The 17,248-nt window shown below is 44.3% G+C and carries 13 protein-coding genes; 7 read left to right on the top strand and 6 right to left on the bottom strand.

From position 1 onward, the window contains the following. Positions 1 to 43 precede the first annotated feature (43 nt). Both BCU57_RS15745 and BCU57_RS15740 read right to left on the bottom strand, forming a co-directional pair. Positions 44 to 760 carry an MliC family protein gene (locus tag BCU57_RS15745; protein WP_102435734.1) on the bottom strand — a complete coding sequence of 239 codons (717 nt, stop codon included), beginning with the start codon at positions 758 to 760 and terminating at the stop codon, positions 44 to 46. 112 nt (positions 761 to 872) lie between these two features. Further along, positions 873 to 1,058: a cytoplasmic protein gene (locus BCU57_RS15740; RefSeq protein ID WP_076543161.1), complete on the bottom strand. Its 186-nt coding sequence runs from the start codon at positions 1,056 to 1,058 to the stop codon at positions 873 to 875. Between the two features lie 269 nt (positions 1,059 to 1,327). Between BCU57_RS15740 and BCU57_RS15735 the strand changes: the two genes are divergently transcribed. Both BCU57_RS15735 and chrA read left to right on the top strand, forming a co-directional pair. After that, positions 1,328 to 1,771 carry a MarR family winged helix-turn-helix transcriptional regulator gene (locus BCU57_RS15735; RefSeq protein WP_102435736.1) on the top strand — a complete coding sequence of 148 codons (444 nt, stop codon included), beginning with the start codon at positions 1,328 to 1,330 and terminating at the stop codon, positions 1,769 to 1,771. 241 nt (positions 1,772 to 2,012) lie between these two features. Further along, positions 2,013 to 3,164, top strand: coding sequence for a chromate efflux transporter (gene chrA / locus BCU57_RS15730; protein ID WP_102435738.1), 1,152 nt, complete (start codon positions 2,013 to 2,015; stop codon positions 3,162 to 3,164). 102 nt (positions 3,165 to 3,266) lie between these two features. Here chrA and fdhF read toward each other — a convergent pair whose 3' ends face one another. Then, positions 3,267 to 7,499: a formate dehydrogenase subunit alpha gene (fdhF, locus tag BCU57_RS15725; RefSeq protein ID WP_102435740.1), complete on the bottom strand. Its 4,233-nt coding sequence runs from the start codon at positions 7,497 to 7,499 to the stop codon at positions 3,267 to 3,269. Positions 7,500 to 8,124: 625 nt separating this feature from the next. Between fdhF and prfB the strand changes: the two genes are divergently transcribed. Both prfB and lysS read left to right on the top strand, forming a co-directional pair. Next, positions 8,125 to 9,223 (top strand): peptide chain release factor 2 gene (prfB, locus tag BCU57_RS15720; RefSeq protein ID WP_198589352.1). Its coding sequence is split into 2 segments (ribosomal slippage): positions 8,125 to 8,199 and positions 8,201 to 9,223, totalling 1,098 coding nucleotides; the frame shifts between segments, so codons are not numbered across the junction. A gap of 12 nt (positions 9,224 to 9,235) precedes the next feature. Beyond that, on the top strand, positions 9,236 to 10,738 hold the full coding sequence (gene lysS, locus BCU57_RS15715) for a lysine--tRNA ligase (RefSeq protein ID WP_102435746.1): 1,503 nt from the start codon (positions 9,236 to 9,238) through the stop codon (positions 10,736 to 10,738). Between the two features lie 92 nt (positions 10,739 to 10,830). Here lysS and BCU57_RS15710 read toward each other — a convergent pair whose 3' ends face one another. Continuing rightward, a complete protein-coding gene (locus BCU57_RS15710; RefSeq protein WP_102435748.1) occupies positions 10,831 to 11,586 on the bottom strand; it encodes a hypothetical protein in 756 nt (251 codons plus the stop codon). Positions 11,587 to 12,457: 871 nt separating this feature from the next. Beyond that, the gene (locus BCU57_RS15705; protein ID WP_102440269.1) at positions 12,458 to 13,519 is read right to left on the bottom strand and encodes a PQQ-dependent sugar dehydrogenase; all 1,062 of its coding nucleotides are present in this window, start codon (positions 13,517 to 13,519) and stop codon (positions 12,458 to 12,460) included. A 346-nt stretch (positions 13,520 to 13,865) separates the two neighbouring features. Here BCU57_RS15705 and pyrC point away from each other — a divergent pair, with 346 nt between their 5' ends. After that, positions 13,866 to 14,903 carry a dihydroorotase gene (pyrC, locus tag BCU57_RS15700; protein WP_102440253.1) on the top strand — a complete coding sequence of 346 codons (1,038 nt, stop codon included), beginning with the start codon at positions 13,866 to 13,868 and terminating at the stop codon, positions 14,901 to 14,903. A 94-nt stretch (positions 14,904 to 14,997) separates the two neighbouring features. Here the strand turns inward: pyrC and rluF are convergent, their stop codons facing one another. Beyond that, positions 14,998 to 15,936: a 23S rRNA pseudouridine(2604) synthase RluF gene (gene rluF, locus BCU57_RS15695; RefSeq protein WP_241903584.1), complete on the bottom strand. Its 939-nt coding sequence runs from the start codon at positions 15,934 to 15,936 to the stop codon at positions 14,998 to 15,000. Between the two features lie 146 nt (positions 15,937 to 16,082). Here rluF and BCU57_RS15690 point away from each other — a divergent pair, with 146 nt between their 5' ends. Both BCU57_RS15690 and BCU57_RS15685 read left to right on the top strand, forming a co-directional pair. After that, positions 16,083 to 16,553 (top strand): GNAT family N-acetyltransferase, encoded by a 471-nt coding sequence (locus BCU57_RS15690; protein WP_102440255.1) that lies wholly within the window; start codon positions 16,083 to 16,085, stop codon positions 16,551 to 16,553. 195 nt (positions 16,554 to 16,748) lie between these two features. Beyond that, a complete protein-coding gene (locus BCU57_RS15685) occupies positions 16,749 to 17,183 on the top strand; it encodes a hypothetical protein (RefSeq protein WP_241903585.1) in 435 nt (144 codons plus the stop codon). Positions 17,184 to 17,248: the final 65 nt, after the last annotated feature.

Here is a 17,248-nt window from a genome sequence, read left to right as displayed (position 1 = left end):
TAAACCATGCTTTTTAGCATGGTTTTTTTATTGGACTTTTATCCTATTTTACTCGGCAATCTATATCCGCTTGCCCAAATTGGCTTAGCACGGCTTGTTGCTGGTGAGTCCAGAAACTAACATTCTGCCCTTGGTATTTCGCCCCAGATGCACTTAGCGTCAGTAATGTTAATAGCGGATTTTGCTGCGCTACCGTGACAGCTCTTGAATCTGCAATTGGATCAGCAGTTGGAGCTAAGCTTAGGTTCAATATTGCTGCAGGTATCGCAGTTTGGTTATAAAAATAAACCCTAATACTCATCAGATTGTTGTTCGATGGGGGATCACATTGATATTGTACCGCCTTAGGTACGTCAAATACCGCAGCGGCGATCTGTAATTCGGTTAGCCGTGAAGTATAGGCGTAAATCACGCACTGTTTAATATCGTCAGCCTTCCAACACTCATTACGGCCTTTTATCCAGCCTCGCTGAAAAGCTTTAAGTTGCGCTAATGCATCTACATCTAAATCAGCATCTGCGCCTAGCTGGGAAATTGACTTTTTGAACACTTGATTGAGCTGTATATCAAGCTGTGCCAATTGACTATCTTGGCAAATAAGCTGCTCCACTTCGCCACTTGCTTGCTGGCAATCAAAAGCAGGCGCTAACTTATCAGCTTCAGTGGCTTGAGTATTAGCTAATACCTCATGATCACTCAGTGCAATGGCCTGAGTGCTCGCGCAGTAACTCAGCAATAACAGTAATGCTCTTATAGCCATGATAGACAATCCTATTTTTAAAGGTGCTTAAAAATAAATCATAACCTATCTGGCTAATTTAGCTTAATCGATCATGAGCTTAATCCAACAGCTCAACTCAGCAGTAACAGCTTTAGGCTTTGATATTAATGTTATGGCCTGAGTTACCAACCGGTGGTGGCAGCGCGGCTTCAATTAATTGAAGGGCCATTTCACCTTCAATTTTTTGCTGATCTTTTGCAATTACAGCAACTTTGAGGCTACTACCTGAATCGATATTGGTCGGCATTGATGATGGAGCATTGATGGAAAGTGCCATAATATTATTACTCTAATTAGCGAAACCTAAATGGGTTAATGATTTATCGGCCAAAATAAGGAAAGGTAGATAATATTTTTGTATTAATCTGTATCAGCGCAGTAATGGCTAATGGTCTATCAGTATATTGTATTGTGCGCAATTTAAGTGTGATAAACTGATAATCGCTTTGGCTATGCAGTAGTTGTGATTAAGCTGCACATCAAATACTGAGCGCCATAGATATTAGAATTTTGCGAGAAAGTAAGCCTGTGACTAGGATTTAAGGAATGATTATGAGTGAAAAGTTTGATGCATTGGCATTAGAAAACCAAGTATGTTTTGCGCTTTATAGTGCCACCAATGCGGTCGTGCGCGCTTATCGGCCACTACTTGATGAACTATCACTAACCTATCCGCAATATTTAGTGATGATGGTGCTGTGGAAAGAGCCCGGGATTAGCGTTAAAACCTTAGGTGAAAAATTACATTTGGACTCAGGCACCTTAACACCGTTACTAAAAAGACTGGAAACAAAGCAACTGGTTATCCGAGATCGCAGTAAAGAAGACGAGCGGGTTAGGGTATTACAGTTAACGCCCCAAGGACTGGCTTTAAAACGGCAAGCGAGCCAAATTCCACAATTGATGCGCTGTAAAGTCGGTGGCAGCGCAGATGAATTACAGCAATTAAAGTTACTCAGCGAGAAAGTGTTAGCGCAATTACAAGCCTAACTAGACTCAATGAGCTATCGAGCCTATTGTCATCAAACTGTGCGGTCAGAAAAAGTACGCTGTCATAAAAACGACACCAAAGCGTCATATAATTAATCTAGTGACGGGGTTGATAGCAAGCTGGTATTAATGATCTCGTATCAAACTCTTATTATTTAAAACTAATTATTTAAACCTCATTATTTAAACTTAAGCCAGTGATGCTATCGCCAGCTTATCTCTAAACGGAATTGGACAGCTTATGTGGCAAATATTTACCCGCTTTTTAGCCTTAGGTTTAGTCAGTTTTGGCGGCCCCGCAGCGCATATTGGTTATTTTAGGCAGACCTTTGTTAGCGAGCTTAATTGGCTCGATGAAAAACGCTATGGCAGTTTTGTGGCGCTAAGCCAGTTTATGCCAGGGCCGGGGTCGAGTCAGGTTGGCTTTGCTATTGGTTATCATCGCGGCGGCTTAGCGGGCGCAATTGCTGCGTTTTTGGGTTTTACCTTACCGTCTTTTATATTGCTGTTCTTACTCGCCATAACCAGTGCCAAGTGGCTTGAAGCCGATGCGGTTGTCGGCATAATCCACGGCTTAAAACTGCTGGCAGTAGTGGTCGTTGCTGATGCGACATTGGGAATGTTTAGCCAATTTTGTCAGCGAAAAACCGCCCGGGTTATTATGTTGCTTACCGCAGCTTGCTTGATGTTACTCCCCTCAATGCTGACCCAAATTATCGTATTATTGCTGGCGGCGATAATGGGCGTGGTATTGCTCACCAAAGGCGAAAATATTACCCCAGAAAATAGCCCCATTAAGCTTAACTATGGCTGGTTAGCATTATTTATCATTGGCATAGTGTCGACGTTTTACTTTATTAATCAAACTGGCACCCTAGGCCAAGTATTTGCACAATTTTATCAGGTGGGCAGCTTAGTGTTTGGCGGCGGTCATGTGGTGCTGCCACTACTGGAAGCCAATGTCGGTGAGCTGGTAAGCCCAGATCGATTTCTAACCGGTTATGCACTAGCGCAGGCGATTCCTGGGCCTATGTTCACCTTGGCGACCTTTTTAGGGGCCGATTTATGGTTGGAGCAACCCATTTTAGGCGCGATTGTGGCGACCATTGCCATTTTTGTACCGGGATTTTTACTGATGCTGGTGGGGTTAAAAAGCTGGCATGCTATCAGTGAGCGACCGGTTATATCAGGTGCTATTGCTGGAGTGAATGCCGCAGTGGTGGGGTTATTGTTTGCCGCACTTTATTCGCCAGTGTTTACCTCAGCGGTGCTATTACCTATTGATATGGCATTGGTGTTATTAGGCTTTGGCGTGCTGAAAATCTTTAAGCCCAACATTGTTTTGTTAGTAGCAGGGTTTGCCGCGACAGGGGCTTTGTTAGCCGTGCTTTAACTAAATACGATATCGCGATAAAAAAAGGCAAGCTTGGTGATATACCTAAGCTTGCCTTTTTTATCAGTTTTTACGTCAGTTTTACTTCAGTTAAGCGTGAAATTACACCGCTGTGGCTAACTCCGCTTTAACGGCGCAGACTTTAAACTCAGGTATTTTGGCCACCGGATCGACGGCGTTATTGGTTAACTTATTCGCCGCCGCTTCAGCAAAGTGGAACGGTAAGAATAAAACGCCCGCTTGCGCTCGCTTAGTGACAAAGGCGGCAATTTCAATTTCGCCGCGGCGTGAACTCAGTTTTAAATTATCGCCATTACTCACCCCAAGACGCTCAGCATCAAACACCGACATCATCACTCTTGGGGTACCTAAAGTATCTAAACCGCTGGTTTTTCGGCTTAAGGTACCGGTGTGAAACTGCTCTAATAAGCGACCTGTAGACAATACCAATGGATACTCATCACAGGTAGATTCGGCTGGGGCGCGATAGCTCACGGCGGTGAATATACCTTTGCCTTTAATGGGCTGCTCCTGATGCAGCACGGGCGTTCCCCTATGTTGCTCATCACGGCAAGGCCACTGCAGCCCTTTACTTGGCGTGCCATGTTTATCAGCACTTAAACGATCCCAAGTGATCCCTTGATATTGCGGGGTCACTTGATTGATCTCGTTAGTGATCGCTTGCTCGTTAGCGTAGTGCCAGTTAGCGCCCAGTTTATTGGCAATATCTTGAATGATTTGCCAGTCAGCGCGGGCTTGTCCCGGCGGGGTTAATACTGCTTCTAGGCGCTGCACTCGGCGCTCTGTATTGGTAAAGTGGCCCTGTTTTTCAGCAAATGATGCCGCAGGTAGCACCACATCTGCATACTTGGCGGTTTCAGTTAAGAAGATATCTTGCACCACTAAACACGGCAGCTTCTCCAAAGCTTCAAGCACATGGGCTTGATCTGGGTCGCTCAGCACAGGGTTTTCGCCCATAACGTATAAGGCTTTAACTTTATCTTCGGTAATGGCATGCATCACTTCAGTGGCCGTTAAGCCCTCGGTGGCTGACAGCGGCGTTTGCCACTGCTGCTCAAATTTCTCACGCACCACAGGGTTATCAACCCGCTGATAGCCAGTGTAGTAATTTGGCAGCGCGCCCATATCACACGCACCTTGGACATTACTTTGGCCACGCAGTGGATTAATGCCAGCACCCACTTTACCTAAATTGCCACAGAGCATTTGCAGGTTAGCGATAGCAGTGACATTGTCATGGCCTGAGGTGTGCTGGGTTATGCCCATAGCGTAGTAGACTGCGGTTTTCTCCGCTGTGCCAATATAACGCGCCATTTGGGCAATATCCTCAGCGCTAACCCCACAAATCTTGGTGGCATTTTGCAACTGATATTCAGGCTTAAGCACTTCTTGCATCACTGCATCAAAGCCTTGGGTATGGGCGTTGATATAGTCTTTGTCATGCCAATCATGACGAATGATCTCAGCCATAATCGCATTGAGCAGCACCACATCAGAGCCGGGCTTTTGCGCTACGTATAAACAGGCATCATCAGCAATGGAGACACGTTTTGGGTCGGCAATGATCAAGCGGGCGCCATGGGAGCGAATCGCTTGTTTAATTCTTGAGGCAATTATCGGGTGCGCATTGCAGGTATCTGAGCCTAAGATAAAGATTAAGTCAGACTCTTTGATCCCCGGAATATCATTGGTCATTGCGCCGCTACCCAAACTGAGTTGCAGGGCTGACACAGTACTGGCATGACACAAACGGGCACAATGGTCGATATTATTGGTGCCTAATACGCTGCGAACAAACTTTTGAATGAGGTAGTTATCTTCATTGGTGGCTTTGGCTGAGGCTAAAGTGGCAATGGCATCAGCGCCTGCTTCAGCTTTAACCTTGGCAAAATTATCGGCGATGGTATCTAGCGCTTCATCCCAACTGCAGGGGATCAGCTCGCCCATTTTACGAATAAGCGGTGTGGTTAAGCGTTGCTCGCTTTGAATAAAGTCAAACCCAAAACGGCCCTTAACGCACAACATGCCATCGTTAACATCAGAGTGTTTACTGCCTTCAACATGGCAAATTTTGCCTGTGGTCGGTGACACGCTGACTTCGATACGACAACCCACACCACAGTAAGTACAAATGGTCGAAGTGGTCGTTAACTGCTCTTCATCGCCTTGGCGTTTATCACGGGCATCAACTAGCGCACCAGTTGGGCACACTTGCACGCAGTTACCACATTGCACACAATCACTGTCGGCCATGCTGGCACTAAAGCCAACCCGAGGTGCTTGGCGCTCATCGGTTAATTGATTCGGTAATGCTTGGAAGCTGTCTTTAGTGAACTTAATGGCATTGTGACCACTTTGCTGACCACAAATATCGACGCATTTGCCGCAGCTAATACAGCGGTTGGCATCAAACTGAATAAACGGGCTGGTTTTATCCACCGCAAATTGGCGCGCATTGGTGCTGTCTAATTGCTCCGCTTGCACATGATACTCAGTGGCATAATCACGTAATTTACAATCGGTATTGGCCTGACAAGCACACTCTAAACAGCGGGCGGCTTCTTGCATTGCTTCATCGGGCGCATAGCCTAACTCCACTTCATTGAAATTTAGCTGACGCTCAATGGCGCTAAGCTCAGCCATTTTGTAGCGAGGTTTTGCTGCAATGCGGGGGTATAACTCGGCTGATAATTCAGCGGTTTTAGGCGCTTTCGTTGCATTAAATGGTTTTGGGGTTAAGTCGCAATTGAGCCCCTCGTGTAGCAATTTATTAATGGCTACAGCGGCTTTACGGCCATCACCAATGGCCGCTACTGCTGTCGCTGGGCCGCGGCGAGAGTCACCAATTACAAACAGTTTATCAACCCCTGCAGACATAGTGTGCTCACAGCCGATAAAAGTATTCCAGCGAGTTAGCGCCAGTTCACCTGTGGTGAGGTGACTGGCTGGATCTTCCATAAAGCTCATATCTGGGGTTTGCGACACCGCAGCAATGACAGTATCAAAGGCTTCAATAAAGCTTTCGCCAGTGGCTTTTGGTGAGCGCCGCCCTGATGCATCAGGTTCGCCCAAGGCCATTTTCGCCAGTTCAATGGCGCTGACTTGGCCGTCTTCATTAGCGATATTGTTAAGCGGATTAGTTAAAAAGTGAAACTTAACCCCTTCAACTTCAGCTTCATGAATTTCATAAGGCTCAGCGGGCATATCAGCACGGGTACGGCGATAAATTAAGGTGACATCATGGCCTGCGCGCACAGCGGTGCGGGCGCAATCAATGGCAGTATTACCGCCGCCAATCACCGCGACTTTATGACCGATTTGATAGCTTTGCTCGGTGCAGTAATCTCGTAAGTAATCGACCCCTAAGTAACAGCCTGTTAAATCACTGCCCGGGTAGTTCATCGCCACTGCTTTTTGGGCGCCAATGGCTAAACACACAGCATCGTAATCATCGGTAAGTTGTTTTAGATGAACATCTTCACCAAGGCGGGTATTAGTGACAATGTCTAGGCCATTTTGGCTAAGTAAATCAATTTCTTTATCAAGAATATCTTTAGGTAAGCGATACTCAGGAATGCCATAGCGCAGCCAGCCGCCCGCTTTGGGCATAGACTCAAAAATGCGCACCTGATGGCCTTGGTTTGATAAAAAGTAACCGGCGCTTAAACCAGCAGGGCCACTACCAATAATGGCGACTTTTTTACCAGTAGCTGGCAGCTTTTCAATTTGATAGCTGTGCTCATCGGCAAGGTCTAAATCGGCGGCGTGGCGCTTTAATTGTCTAATAGCCACTGGCTCATCAACCAAGCCACGGCGACATTCGGCTTCACAAAAGGCCGGGCAAACACGGCCAATAGACAGCGGCAAAGGTAAGGTTTGCTTAATGACTTTTACCGCTTCGGTGTGATTACCTTGGGCGATATGAAACAGGTAACTTTGAATATCCACCCCTGCAGGGCAGGCTTGCTGACAGGGCGCTTCACAGTCAGCAAAGTGATCAGACAAAATAGTGGTTAACGCTGCTTGGCGTAACTTGCTTAACTCAGCGGTTTGAGTGGTAATGTGCATGTCACTGGCAACAGGGGTTTCACAGGCTTTTACTTTGCGGCAGCTGCCATCGTGATTTTTGATATCAACCACACAAAGATTACAGGCTTGTTTGCCATGACTGTGTTTACCATCGCTGTGCTGGGTATTGCCGTTTGCAGGATCGCATAAGCTAGGAATGTTTATCCCGCCATCGCGAGCGGCTTGAAGAATATTTTTATCAGCACTGACAGTTAACGCAATGCCATCTATTTTGAGAGTAATCATCACTAGGCCTTGTAGGGGTTATTACAGGCTAAATTTTCGCCCTTTATTAGCTCTACAAAATATACCTATTTTTAGATGAACAGAATCAAGCTGAGTAAGTGGAATAAGCTTTTGTAACCGCCATCACGCTTGAGTGTGGTTTTGTGACTTAATCTGTTTCGCTCTAGCTTTAAGTGGGATTAGGTCGCAAATTTGGGGTTAAATTGATCTTGGTGCTATTGGTAGTTGATCGCTGCCATATTCGAGTGCTGATAAAAGTTTAAAGCTAAGGGGAGTAACGTGCAGATTTGAAAGAGATTGTTGTAGATGTGCTGAATAAAAGGCCCGATTATGTCGCAGGTTAACGTTTTTTTAGCAATTAATTCTAAGCCGGTTACATTACCAGTCAGCGGCTTGATGAACCATTTTTAGCTATAGTAATGCCATGGTTTTGGGCTATTTGCTGACATTTTTAGCCAATAACACAGCTTGTGGTTCAGCTTGCTGATGGGCGGTTTTTTCCTGGTTATCAACAATTCCACTAATGTTTGTTAATAATCGCCTCTGAGCGCTAGGTTTAGTCGCAGTCATGGGGTAAAATGCGCGGTTAATTGTATTGTTTACCGCTAAATTAAGTAGAAAATTCATGTTTGAAGTAAATCCAGTTAAATTCAAAATCAAGGAACTCGCTGACCGCACCGAACTTCTTCGGGGGTATCTTTGACTACGCTGCCAAAAGTGAGCGTTTAGAAGAAGTCAGTAGAGAGCTCGAAAGTGCGGAAGTTTGGAATGATCCAGATAATGCCCAAGCCCTAGGTAAAGAGCGCAGCGCCCTAGAAGCCGTCGTGAAAACGATTGACGATATGGATAGCGGCCTTGAAGATATTGAAGGACTGGTTGAACTTGCCATCGAAGAAGATGATGAAGAAACCTTTAACGATGCCAGCACAGAATTAGATGATCTTGAGAAACGTTTGGAAGAACTTGAATTCCGCCGTATGTTCTCGGGCCCACATGATGCTGCAGACTGCTACTTAGACATTCAATCAGGTTCTGGTGGTACCGAGGCACAAGATTGGGCCAATATGGTACTGCGTATGTATTTACGTTGGGGTGAAGCCCACGATTACAAACCTGAACTAATGGAAGTCACCGACGGCGATGTCGCTGGTATTAAAGGCGCAACCATCAAGTTTAATGGTGAATATGCCTTTGGTTCGCTGCGTACAGAAACCGGTGTTCACCGTTTAGTGCGTAAGTCACCGTTTGATTCGTCAGGTAAGCGTCATACTTCTTTCTGTTCGGTATTCGTTTACCCAGAAATTGACGATTCAATTGAGATTGATATCAATCCATCTGATTTACGTATTGATACCTACCGCGCCTCAGGTGCAGGTGGTCAGCACGTCAACAAAACCGAATCAGCAATACGTATTACCCATTTACCCACTAATACTGTGGTGCAGTGTCAAAATGACCGTTCGCAACATAAGAACCGTGACGCTGCAATGAAACAATTAAAAGCGAAACTGTACGAGTTAGAAATGCTCAAACAGAACGCTGATAAGCAAGCCGCGGAAGATGCCAAATCAGATATTGGTTGGGGCAGCCAAATCCGTTCATACGTGCTTGATGATGCCCGTATTAAAGATTTACGTACCGGTGTTGAAAACCGAAATACCCAAAGCGTCTTAGATGGCGACTTGGACAAGTTTATTGAAGCTAGCCTTAAATCTGGCCTTTAACGAGAGAAGAAGATGACTGAACAAACCCAAGACGAAAACAAGTTAATTGCAGAACGTCGCGCGAAACTAGATCACATCCGCGAAAACTGCCCTGCAAATGGTCACCCAAATAACTTCGATCGCAAACACAAAGCTGCCGATATTCAAGCTGAATATGGTCACTTCACTAAAGAAGAGCTTGAAGGCATGGACGTTAACCGTTCAATTGCTGGGCGTATTATGGCTAAACGTGGCCCATTCTTGGTAATCCAAGATGTATCTGGTCGCATTCAAGCCTACGCGGGTAAAGATGTTCAAAAAGATCTTAAAGCCACATTCCAAGGTTTAGACATTGGTGACATCATCGGTGTGACCGGTAAGTTACACCTTTCTGGTAAAGGCGATTTATATGTGAACATGGAGCAGTACCAATTGCTCACTAAAGCATTGCGTCCACTGCCTGAAAAGTTCCACGGTTTATCAGACCAAGAAACGCGTTACCGTCAACGTTACGTTGACTTAATCGTTAACGAAGAGTCACGTAATGCATTTATTATGCGTTCTAAAGTGGTTTCAGCTATCCGTAACTTCATGATCAAAAAAGAGTTCATGGAAGTTGAAACCCCAATGATGCACAGCATTCCTGGTGGCGCTAGCGCGCGTCCTTTTGAAACGCACCACAATGCACTTGATATGGCGATGTACTTGCGTATCGCACCAGAGCTATACCTTAAGCGTCTAGTGGTTGGTGGTTTTGAGCGAGTATTTGAAGTTAACCGTAACTTCCGTAACGAAGGCTTATCGCCTCGTCATAACCCAGAATTCACTATGATGGAATTCTATATGGCGTACGCTGATTACAAAGATCTAATGGATCTTACTGAAGAAATGCTAAGTTCGATCGCTACTGAGCTTTGTGGTTCTACCAAGCTACCATACGGTGAGCATACTGTTGATTTTGGTGGCCCATATGCACGTTTAAGCATGTTAGACGCTATCAAAAAATACAACCCTGACAACGCAACCATTCAGTCTATGACTTACGAAGAAGTTAAAGACGTTGAGTTCATGCGTGACTTGGCTAAGAGCCTTGGCATGACAATCGAGAAGTTCTGGACTTGTGGTCAACTACTTGAAGAAATCTTTGGTGAAACCGCTGAGCCTCAGTTAATGCAACCTACGTTCATTACTGGTTACCCAGCTGACATTTCACCACTTGCACGTCGTAACGACGACAACCATTTCATCACCGACCGTTTCGAGTTCTTCATTGGCGGCCGTGAAGTGGCTAACGGTTTCTCTGAGCTTAACGATGCACAAGATCAAGACAATCGCTTTAAAGCACAAGTTGATGCTAAAGATGCCGGTGACGATGAAGCGATGTTCTACGATGCCGATTATATTCGCGCACTAGAGCACGGTTTACCACCAACTGCAGGTCAAGGTATTGGTATCGATCGTTTAGTGATGTTATTCACTAACACACACACTATTCGTGACGTGATCTTGTTCCCAGCGATGCGCCCACAAGGGTAATTGTTGGTTAAGCCGTTGGCTTAATAATCACTATTAAAAAACCAGTCTACTTGGAAAAGTGGCTGGTTTTTTTGTGGGTGGTTTTATGTATTTTAGCAATCAAAAGTATGCCATTTCCCTTGGGAGTATCTAATCCCCTTACTATGGGAAATAACCCAAACACCACTGATACCCTTTGGTAGGTTAGGTTGTTTTTTTGGGGCGATCATACTCGATAAAAAATATGACTCAACATTCCAAGGGGCTCCACCTTGAACTATCGGAATGAAAGCATGTTTTTCTATTGCAATTACTTTAGAAAGCTTAATGATAACATCAGTTTGTGAGCTATCTTTCAAAAATAATTCGATCCAATCAACAAGTTCATCTCCACTTTGATTAATAGGTCCTCCGCCACCGTCGAGTGTTATATGGACATCTCCAGAGCCCTTAGTTTCATATCTATGAAAACTTGTTATTTTTACAGCAGACACTAATTTGAATAATTCAGCATTGAATTCACGTAATTCCCAATCAACAGGTGTAAAATCGGTAAGGCTTAATTCTTCACAAATCCTGATAATTTCAGCTATTTGAGATTTAAGAAAATTAATATTTGCAGTGTTCTTAACTGATATTGCCCAGTTGCCATGTGATTTAACTTTTATTGGGCCTTTAGCTGGACCAATATTCCATGTTTCAATGGCTATCCTATCAACCGCTCCAACGCATTCAATTGCATAAGAAATATTTTCATTTGTTCCAATTCGAAGATCGTACATTCCATTCTCAGAACCATCATCATGAACTGAAACTTTAAGGTTTAGTTCTTGCTCAACTATGTGTTTAGCCAAATCTTCAAAGCTCATTTGTACCTCTAACAATTATGGGGCAGAGTAAACAAAACCTATATAATTTTATTTTTACGCTTTATATAATTAATTTATTAACTTACATCATATTATTTATCGATGCTATCGAGGTTTGTGGTTTAAAAGTCGTGGCGCTTCGCCCACACCCGACGAAAGGGAAACAACAGCATTTCCCTTCTCGACATCCCTTGCCGCTCCGGCGAAGTGTTGACCCTCATGCTAAATGAGCGAATTTGCTATCGCCTCAGATTCGCCATCCCTGGCTCAACTGAGGCTATGTCGGCGTCCTGCCTCCATCACGCAAATTAGCTCAACGCATTCGGACACTTCCAACGGAGATTATTGTGCCTGCAGGTTCGTTTGGCTTAACTAGGTTAAAATTAGAAACAATATAGCTTTTGGTGCTTTTGGTGTTTTTGCTCTTATCTGAATGTTCAATTTGAATTGAGGTAAGCAAGAAAATTACGTGAGTCCAGACATGGATGTCTGGCTAGCTTTCGAGGGGAAGGGACGCCCCATCGAATGCGTTAGTGATTTTTGAAGATTACCGAAGCAGCCTACAAACGAAGTTAAAAGCTGGATGATTCTCCGTTGGAAATTTTGCTGTTTAAATTTCGCCGGAGCGGCGAGGGTGATGCAAGAGGGAGTTGCCGTCCACTCCCTTTTGCTCGGGTGTGGGTGGAAAACCCACGACGTTAATCCAAACGAAGTTTGGAAATACAGTGACTCAAATTAATCGAAATCAATAGAGCCATCCATGACGTTAATCCAAACGAAGTTTGGAAATACAGTGACTCAAATTGATCGAAATCAATAGAGTCATCCATGACATTAATCCAAACGAAGTTTGGAAAAAAAATGAACCAGATTAGTTTTCAGAATAACTAATCCGATAAACCGCATTAGCGGCATCATCAGAAACCAGTAGCGAACCATCTGCCATGGTGAGCACCGCGACAGGTCTGCCCCAACTTTGTTCACCCTGCAGCCAGCCGGTGGCAAACGGTTGGTAATCACTTACTTTATTGCCGTCTAACGTCACTTGCATTATGCGATAGCCGACCTTGCTGCTGCGATTCCATGAACCATGTTGGGCGATAAAAATATTCCCTTTATAGCTTTCAGGAAACTGCTCGCCTTGGTAAAACTCCATGCCTAATGCTGCCACATGGGCGCCGAGGTTTAACACGGGTGGGGTATTTAACTTGGCTAATTCGTTATTAGAAAATTCAGGATCGGCGATGTCAGCGTTATGCACATAAGGGAAACCAAAGTGTTGGCCAACTTGGGTGACATGATTAAGCTCGTCATCAGGTAAATCATCGCCCATCATGTCGCGGCCATTATCGGTAAACCATAACTCACCGGTTTCAGAGTGAAAGTCAAAACCGACACTGTTACGCACACCTTTGGCGACGATAGTGGTTTGTTTAGTCTCTACATCGAGCTTTAAAATCGATGCAAAAGGCAGTTCGCTTTCGCAGACATTACAGGGCGCACCCACTGGGATATATAATTTGCCATCTGGGCCAAATTTGATGAACTTCCAGCCGTGATGCGCTTTATTGGGCAACTTATCGTAAACCAGCTCAGGTTTTGGCACATTAGGTAAGTGTTTTTCGATATCACTATAGCGCCAGATTTTATCCACTTCAGCCACATACAAACTGCCATCATGAAAAGCGATGCCTGATGGCATAAATAAGTCCTTGGCTAATACAATTTGTTTGTCAGCTTTCATGTCATTATTGCTATCAATTAGCGCATAGAGGTTGCCCGCGCGGCGGCTACCGACAAACAAGGTGCCGTTATCGCCTAACGCCATTTGACGGGCGTTTTCGACATTATCGGCATACACCTCGATAGTAAAATTGGGTGGTAGCTTAATCTTTTCTATCGGCAGCGCATTTACGCTAAGGGATACCAGCATCGCTGATGATATGGCCGTAGTGTGTTTTAGCTGCTGCCCTAAGAATAGGGGAATGGATTTGATCACAAACATGTCCTTGTTAGTTTTTTATTGATTATGCCGTGGCGACTAATGCTGAGTGGTTATCATACTTGCTAATGCACTTGAGTTGAAACGACAGCTTAACCTCAGTTGGATGTGCTGCTTGTTGGGGCTATTTCCCCGTTTTGCGCGGCAATTTATCATTGTAATTGCCGCTATATTTTTTGCTGTAGCAAAGTCAGCGTTTAAGTTTAGCACCTATCAAAAAAAGCCCTTTTCAGGCACAATAGCGCCAAATTATTGCTATTGATATTAAGGGCTCACAATGACGCAACTGACAATTACTACGCCGGACGATTGGCACTTACATTTCCGTGATGGAGATATGCTAGCTGAAACCGTACCTGCCACTGCGCGTTTATTCCAACGTGCGATTGTGATGCCTAACCTAGTACCGCCTGTTACCGATGCAGCTATGGTGTCAGCTTACCGTGAGCGCATTTTAGCGGCGCGTCCTGCTGGTAGCAGTTTTGAGCCGTTAATGACTTTGTTTTTAACCAATAACACCAGCGCTCAAGACATTATTGATGCCAAAGCGGCGGGCGTTGTGGCAGCAAAATTATATCCAGCAGGAGCCACCACTAACTCTGATGCTGCAGTAAAAGCATTAGATGCATTATTTCCTATCTTTGAAGTGATGGCCGAACAAGGCATGTTATTGCTAGTTCATGGTGAAGTGACTGAATCACACATTGATATTTTTGACCGCGAAAAAATCTTTATCGATCGTTATATGGCGCGCATTGTTGAAGCTATGCCAAATCTTAAAGTGGTGTTTGAGCATATTACCACTAAAGATGCGGCTGAGTTTGTCGCGAGCGCCCCAAACAATATTGCCGCAACCATTACCCCGCAGCATTTATTGCTAAACCGTAATGACTTATTAGTTGGCGGCGTACGCCCACATAACTTCTGCTTACCAGTACTTAAGCGCAATATTCATCAGCAAGCATTGCAAGCGGCTGTTGCAACGGGTTCAAGTAAGTTCTTTTTAGGCACAGATTCTGCGCCCCATGAAAAGCACCGTAAAGAATCAGCCTGTGGTTGTGCGGGTTGTTACAGCGCATGGTCTGCACTAGAGCTTTATGCCCAAGTATTTGATGACTTAGGTGCGTTAGATAAGTTAGAAGGTTTTGCCAGCTTACATGGTGCCGACTTTTATGGCTTGCCGCGCAATACTGGTACAGTGACATTAGTTAAAGAACAGTGGGTTGTTCCTGAGCAAATTATCTTGCCAAATCAGAATCCAATCGTGCCATTCTTTGCCGGCGAAACGGTTAACTGGAAAGTGAAAACTGCTTAACGGCTATTTAAAGGTTTATGACGATTTAAAGGTTTATGACTAACCAATAAAAAAACCAGCAGAAATGCTGGTTTTTTTATTGTTTGTCTAGCTGTTAGCGCTTTGGCTTGCGGCCACCACTTGGCTTACCTTTGCCGCCTTTACCTGCTCCCTTAGCTTGACCTTTAGTTTGGCCTTTACCGCCACCTTTTGCTTGGCCTTTATGCTTGGTGCTGCGGTTGTGCTGCATAAAGTGCTCTGGGCCTTCAATTTTTTCACGGGCTACGGTTTTAACTTTAGGCTGAGACTTTTTCTTTGGGGCTTTTTTGTCTTCTGATGATGAGTCTTTAATCATCTCAAACAATACATCTAGCTCTTGCTTATCTAAATCACGCCATTCACCGATTGGCAGACCTTTGAGGCTGACGTTCATGATTTGTTGGCGTTCAAGCTTGGTGACTTCAAAGCCAAAATGTTCACACATTCTACGAATTTGGCGATTAAGACCTTGAACTAATACGATTTTAAAAGCGTACGGTGATACTTGTTCAACCTTACACTTTTTCGTGACTACCCCTAATATCGGTACCCCAGCGCCCATGCCTTTGATAAAGCTATCGGTAATGGGTTTATTCACCGTGACCACGTATTCTTTATCGTGGTTATTACCCGCGCGGAGGATTTTATTAACTAAGTCACCATTATTGGTTAAAAAGATTAAACCTTGGGAGTCTTTATCTAAACGACCAATAGGGAATATGCGGGTTGAGTGATTGACGAAATCGACGATGTTATCGCGTTCGGTGCCTTCGGTGGTACTGACAATGCCCACGGGTTTATTAAGGGCGATAAAGACTAAATCTTCAGCATCTCTTGGCTCAATATCTTGACCGTTTACTTTTACTTTATCACCAAAGCTAACTTGGTCGCCGACCTGTGCACGCTTACCGTTAATAAACACGTTGCCTTGCTCAATAAAACGGTCGGCATCACGTCTTGAACATATGCCACTTTCACTGATGTATTTATTAAGGCGCATTGATGAATCGGTCACTATGGTTTTCCTGTGAGTAGATATTAATCTGAAGAAAGGTTAGGTTTAAGCCAGACAGTTTATCAATTTTTGGCAATTTTGCATAAGCTTACTGATAAAAGAGCGCGTCGAAATGCAATTAATGGAATGAAAGATGAGAGGGAAGCATGCACTTACAGCTTAGGAATGTATTAGCCACCGATTTAGAACATTTATATCAGTTTCAAGCCGATCCACAGGCTAATGAGATGGCCGATTTTCCGGCGAGAGACCGTAATGCCTTTTTTGAACATTGGCAGAGCAATATTTTGAGTAATGCTGATATCGTGGCGAAAGCGATTATGCTTGATAACGACATTGTCGGCAGCATAGTGTTGTGGCAAAGCGAGCAGCAATGGCTATTGGGATATTGGCTTGGTCGCGAATATTGGGGAAAAGGCATTGCCTCTAATGCGTTGAGAATATTTTTATCTGAACAAACTCAAAGACCTATTATTGCCGAAGTGACCCAAGATAATTTGGGTTCTATTAAAGTGCTTATCAGCAATGGCTTTATTCATGATGCTCAGCTTGATGATGGTCAAACTAATAAAAGCACTGACAATGAGCGAGCCTTATTGCTGTTTCGCCTTGGCTAATAATTAAGTATTAATCCAAGCATTGATTATCCAAGATCACATTGAGGGTTAACAGATAGGGCTAATATGGAGGTATTTACAACAACCTTGGCGGTGAATAAACGCTGTTGTGATCCGCTAATAGCAGTCCTTAATCGCCGTGGCTAAATCAGTCAGGTGATTTACCTGACTCATTCAAATAGTATGGAGGTCATTATGATTTCTAACCCTTCTTTAGTCACCCGCACCGCCGTTGGCAAGCTTATCGGTTTAGCCTTTGGGGTATTGTGCTTTTGGATAGTGCCATGGCTTGCCCCAGAAACCCGTTTATTGTTTTTGTGGGGATTACTGCTGTGGTATATCACTTTTGGCGCCATTATTGGGCTTGCTGGGGTATTTGATTATCATCCGGTGTTAAAAATAGCCATGCCTTGGTGGCTAACCGCAACCATAATGGGCGGCTGGATGAATCTGGTGTTTACCTTTGTGGCCTATGATCAAATTCAAGCCTTAATGGTGGCTATATTTGGTCTTGGCGGTGCATTACAATCACCGTTTTGGTTTGTTGCTGATGGATTAATCGCGGGTTGGATTATTGGCTATTTTGCTACCAAGTTTGGTGGTTATGGTCCAAGTACGGCGGGAAGGTAATGAAAGGCTTTTATCGAGCTTAATGGGTTGGTTTGGCTGCCTAACTGAAATTCTTAACTCATGAA

It is taken from the genome of Shewanella sp. 10N.286.48.B5, from assembly GCF_002874355.2.
Taxonomy (GTDB): Bacteria; Pseudomonadota; Gammaproteobacteria; order Enterobacterales; family Shewanellaceae; genus Shewanella.
Note: the sequence above shows the minus strand (reverse complement) of the source record. Positions and strands in the feature narration are given on the sequence as shown.

Coding starts and splice junctions, on each gene's coding strand:
- lysS (WP_102435746.1), top strand. CDS start 9,236: ATGACTGAACAAACCCAAGACGAAAACAAGTTAATTGCAGAACGTCGC.
- chrA (WP_102435738.1), top strand. CDS start 2,013: ATGTGGCAAATATTTACCCGCTTTTTAGCCTTAGGTTTAGTCAGTTTT.
- BCU57_RS15705 (WP_102440269.1), bottom strand. CDS start 13,519: ATGCTGGTATCCCTTAGCGTAAATGCGCTGCCGATAGAAAAGATTAAG.
- BCU57_RS15685 (WP_241903585.1), top strand. CDS start 16,749: ATGATTTCTAACCCTTCTTTAGTCACCCGCACCGCCGTTGGCAAGCTT.
- BCU57_RS15740 (WP_076543161.1), bottom strand. CDS start 1,058: ATGGCACTTTCCATCAATGCTCCATCATCAATGCCGACCAATATCGAT.
- BCU57_RS15745 (WP_102435734.1), bottom strand. CDS start 760: ATGGCTATAAGAGCATTACTGTTATTGCTGAGTTACTGCGCGAGCACT.
- BCU57_RS15710 (WP_102435748.1), bottom strand. CDS start 11,586: ATGAGCTTTGAAGATTTGGCTAAACACATAGTTGAGCAAGAACTAAAC.
- fdhF (WP_102435740.1), bottom strand. CDS start 7,499: ATGATTACTCTCAAAATAGATGGCATTGCGTTAACTGTCAGTGCTGAT.
- pyrC (WP_102440253.1), top strand. CDS start 13,866: ATGACGCAACTGACAATTACTACGCCGGACGATTGGCACTTACATTTC.
- BCU57_RS15735 (WP_102435736.1), top strand. CDS start 1,328: ATGATTATGAGTGAAAAGTTTGATGCATTGGCATTAGAAAACCAAGTA.
- BCU57_RS15690 (WP_102440255.1), top strand. CDS start 16,083: ATGCACTTACAGCTTAGGAATGTATTAGCCACCGATTTAGAACATTTA.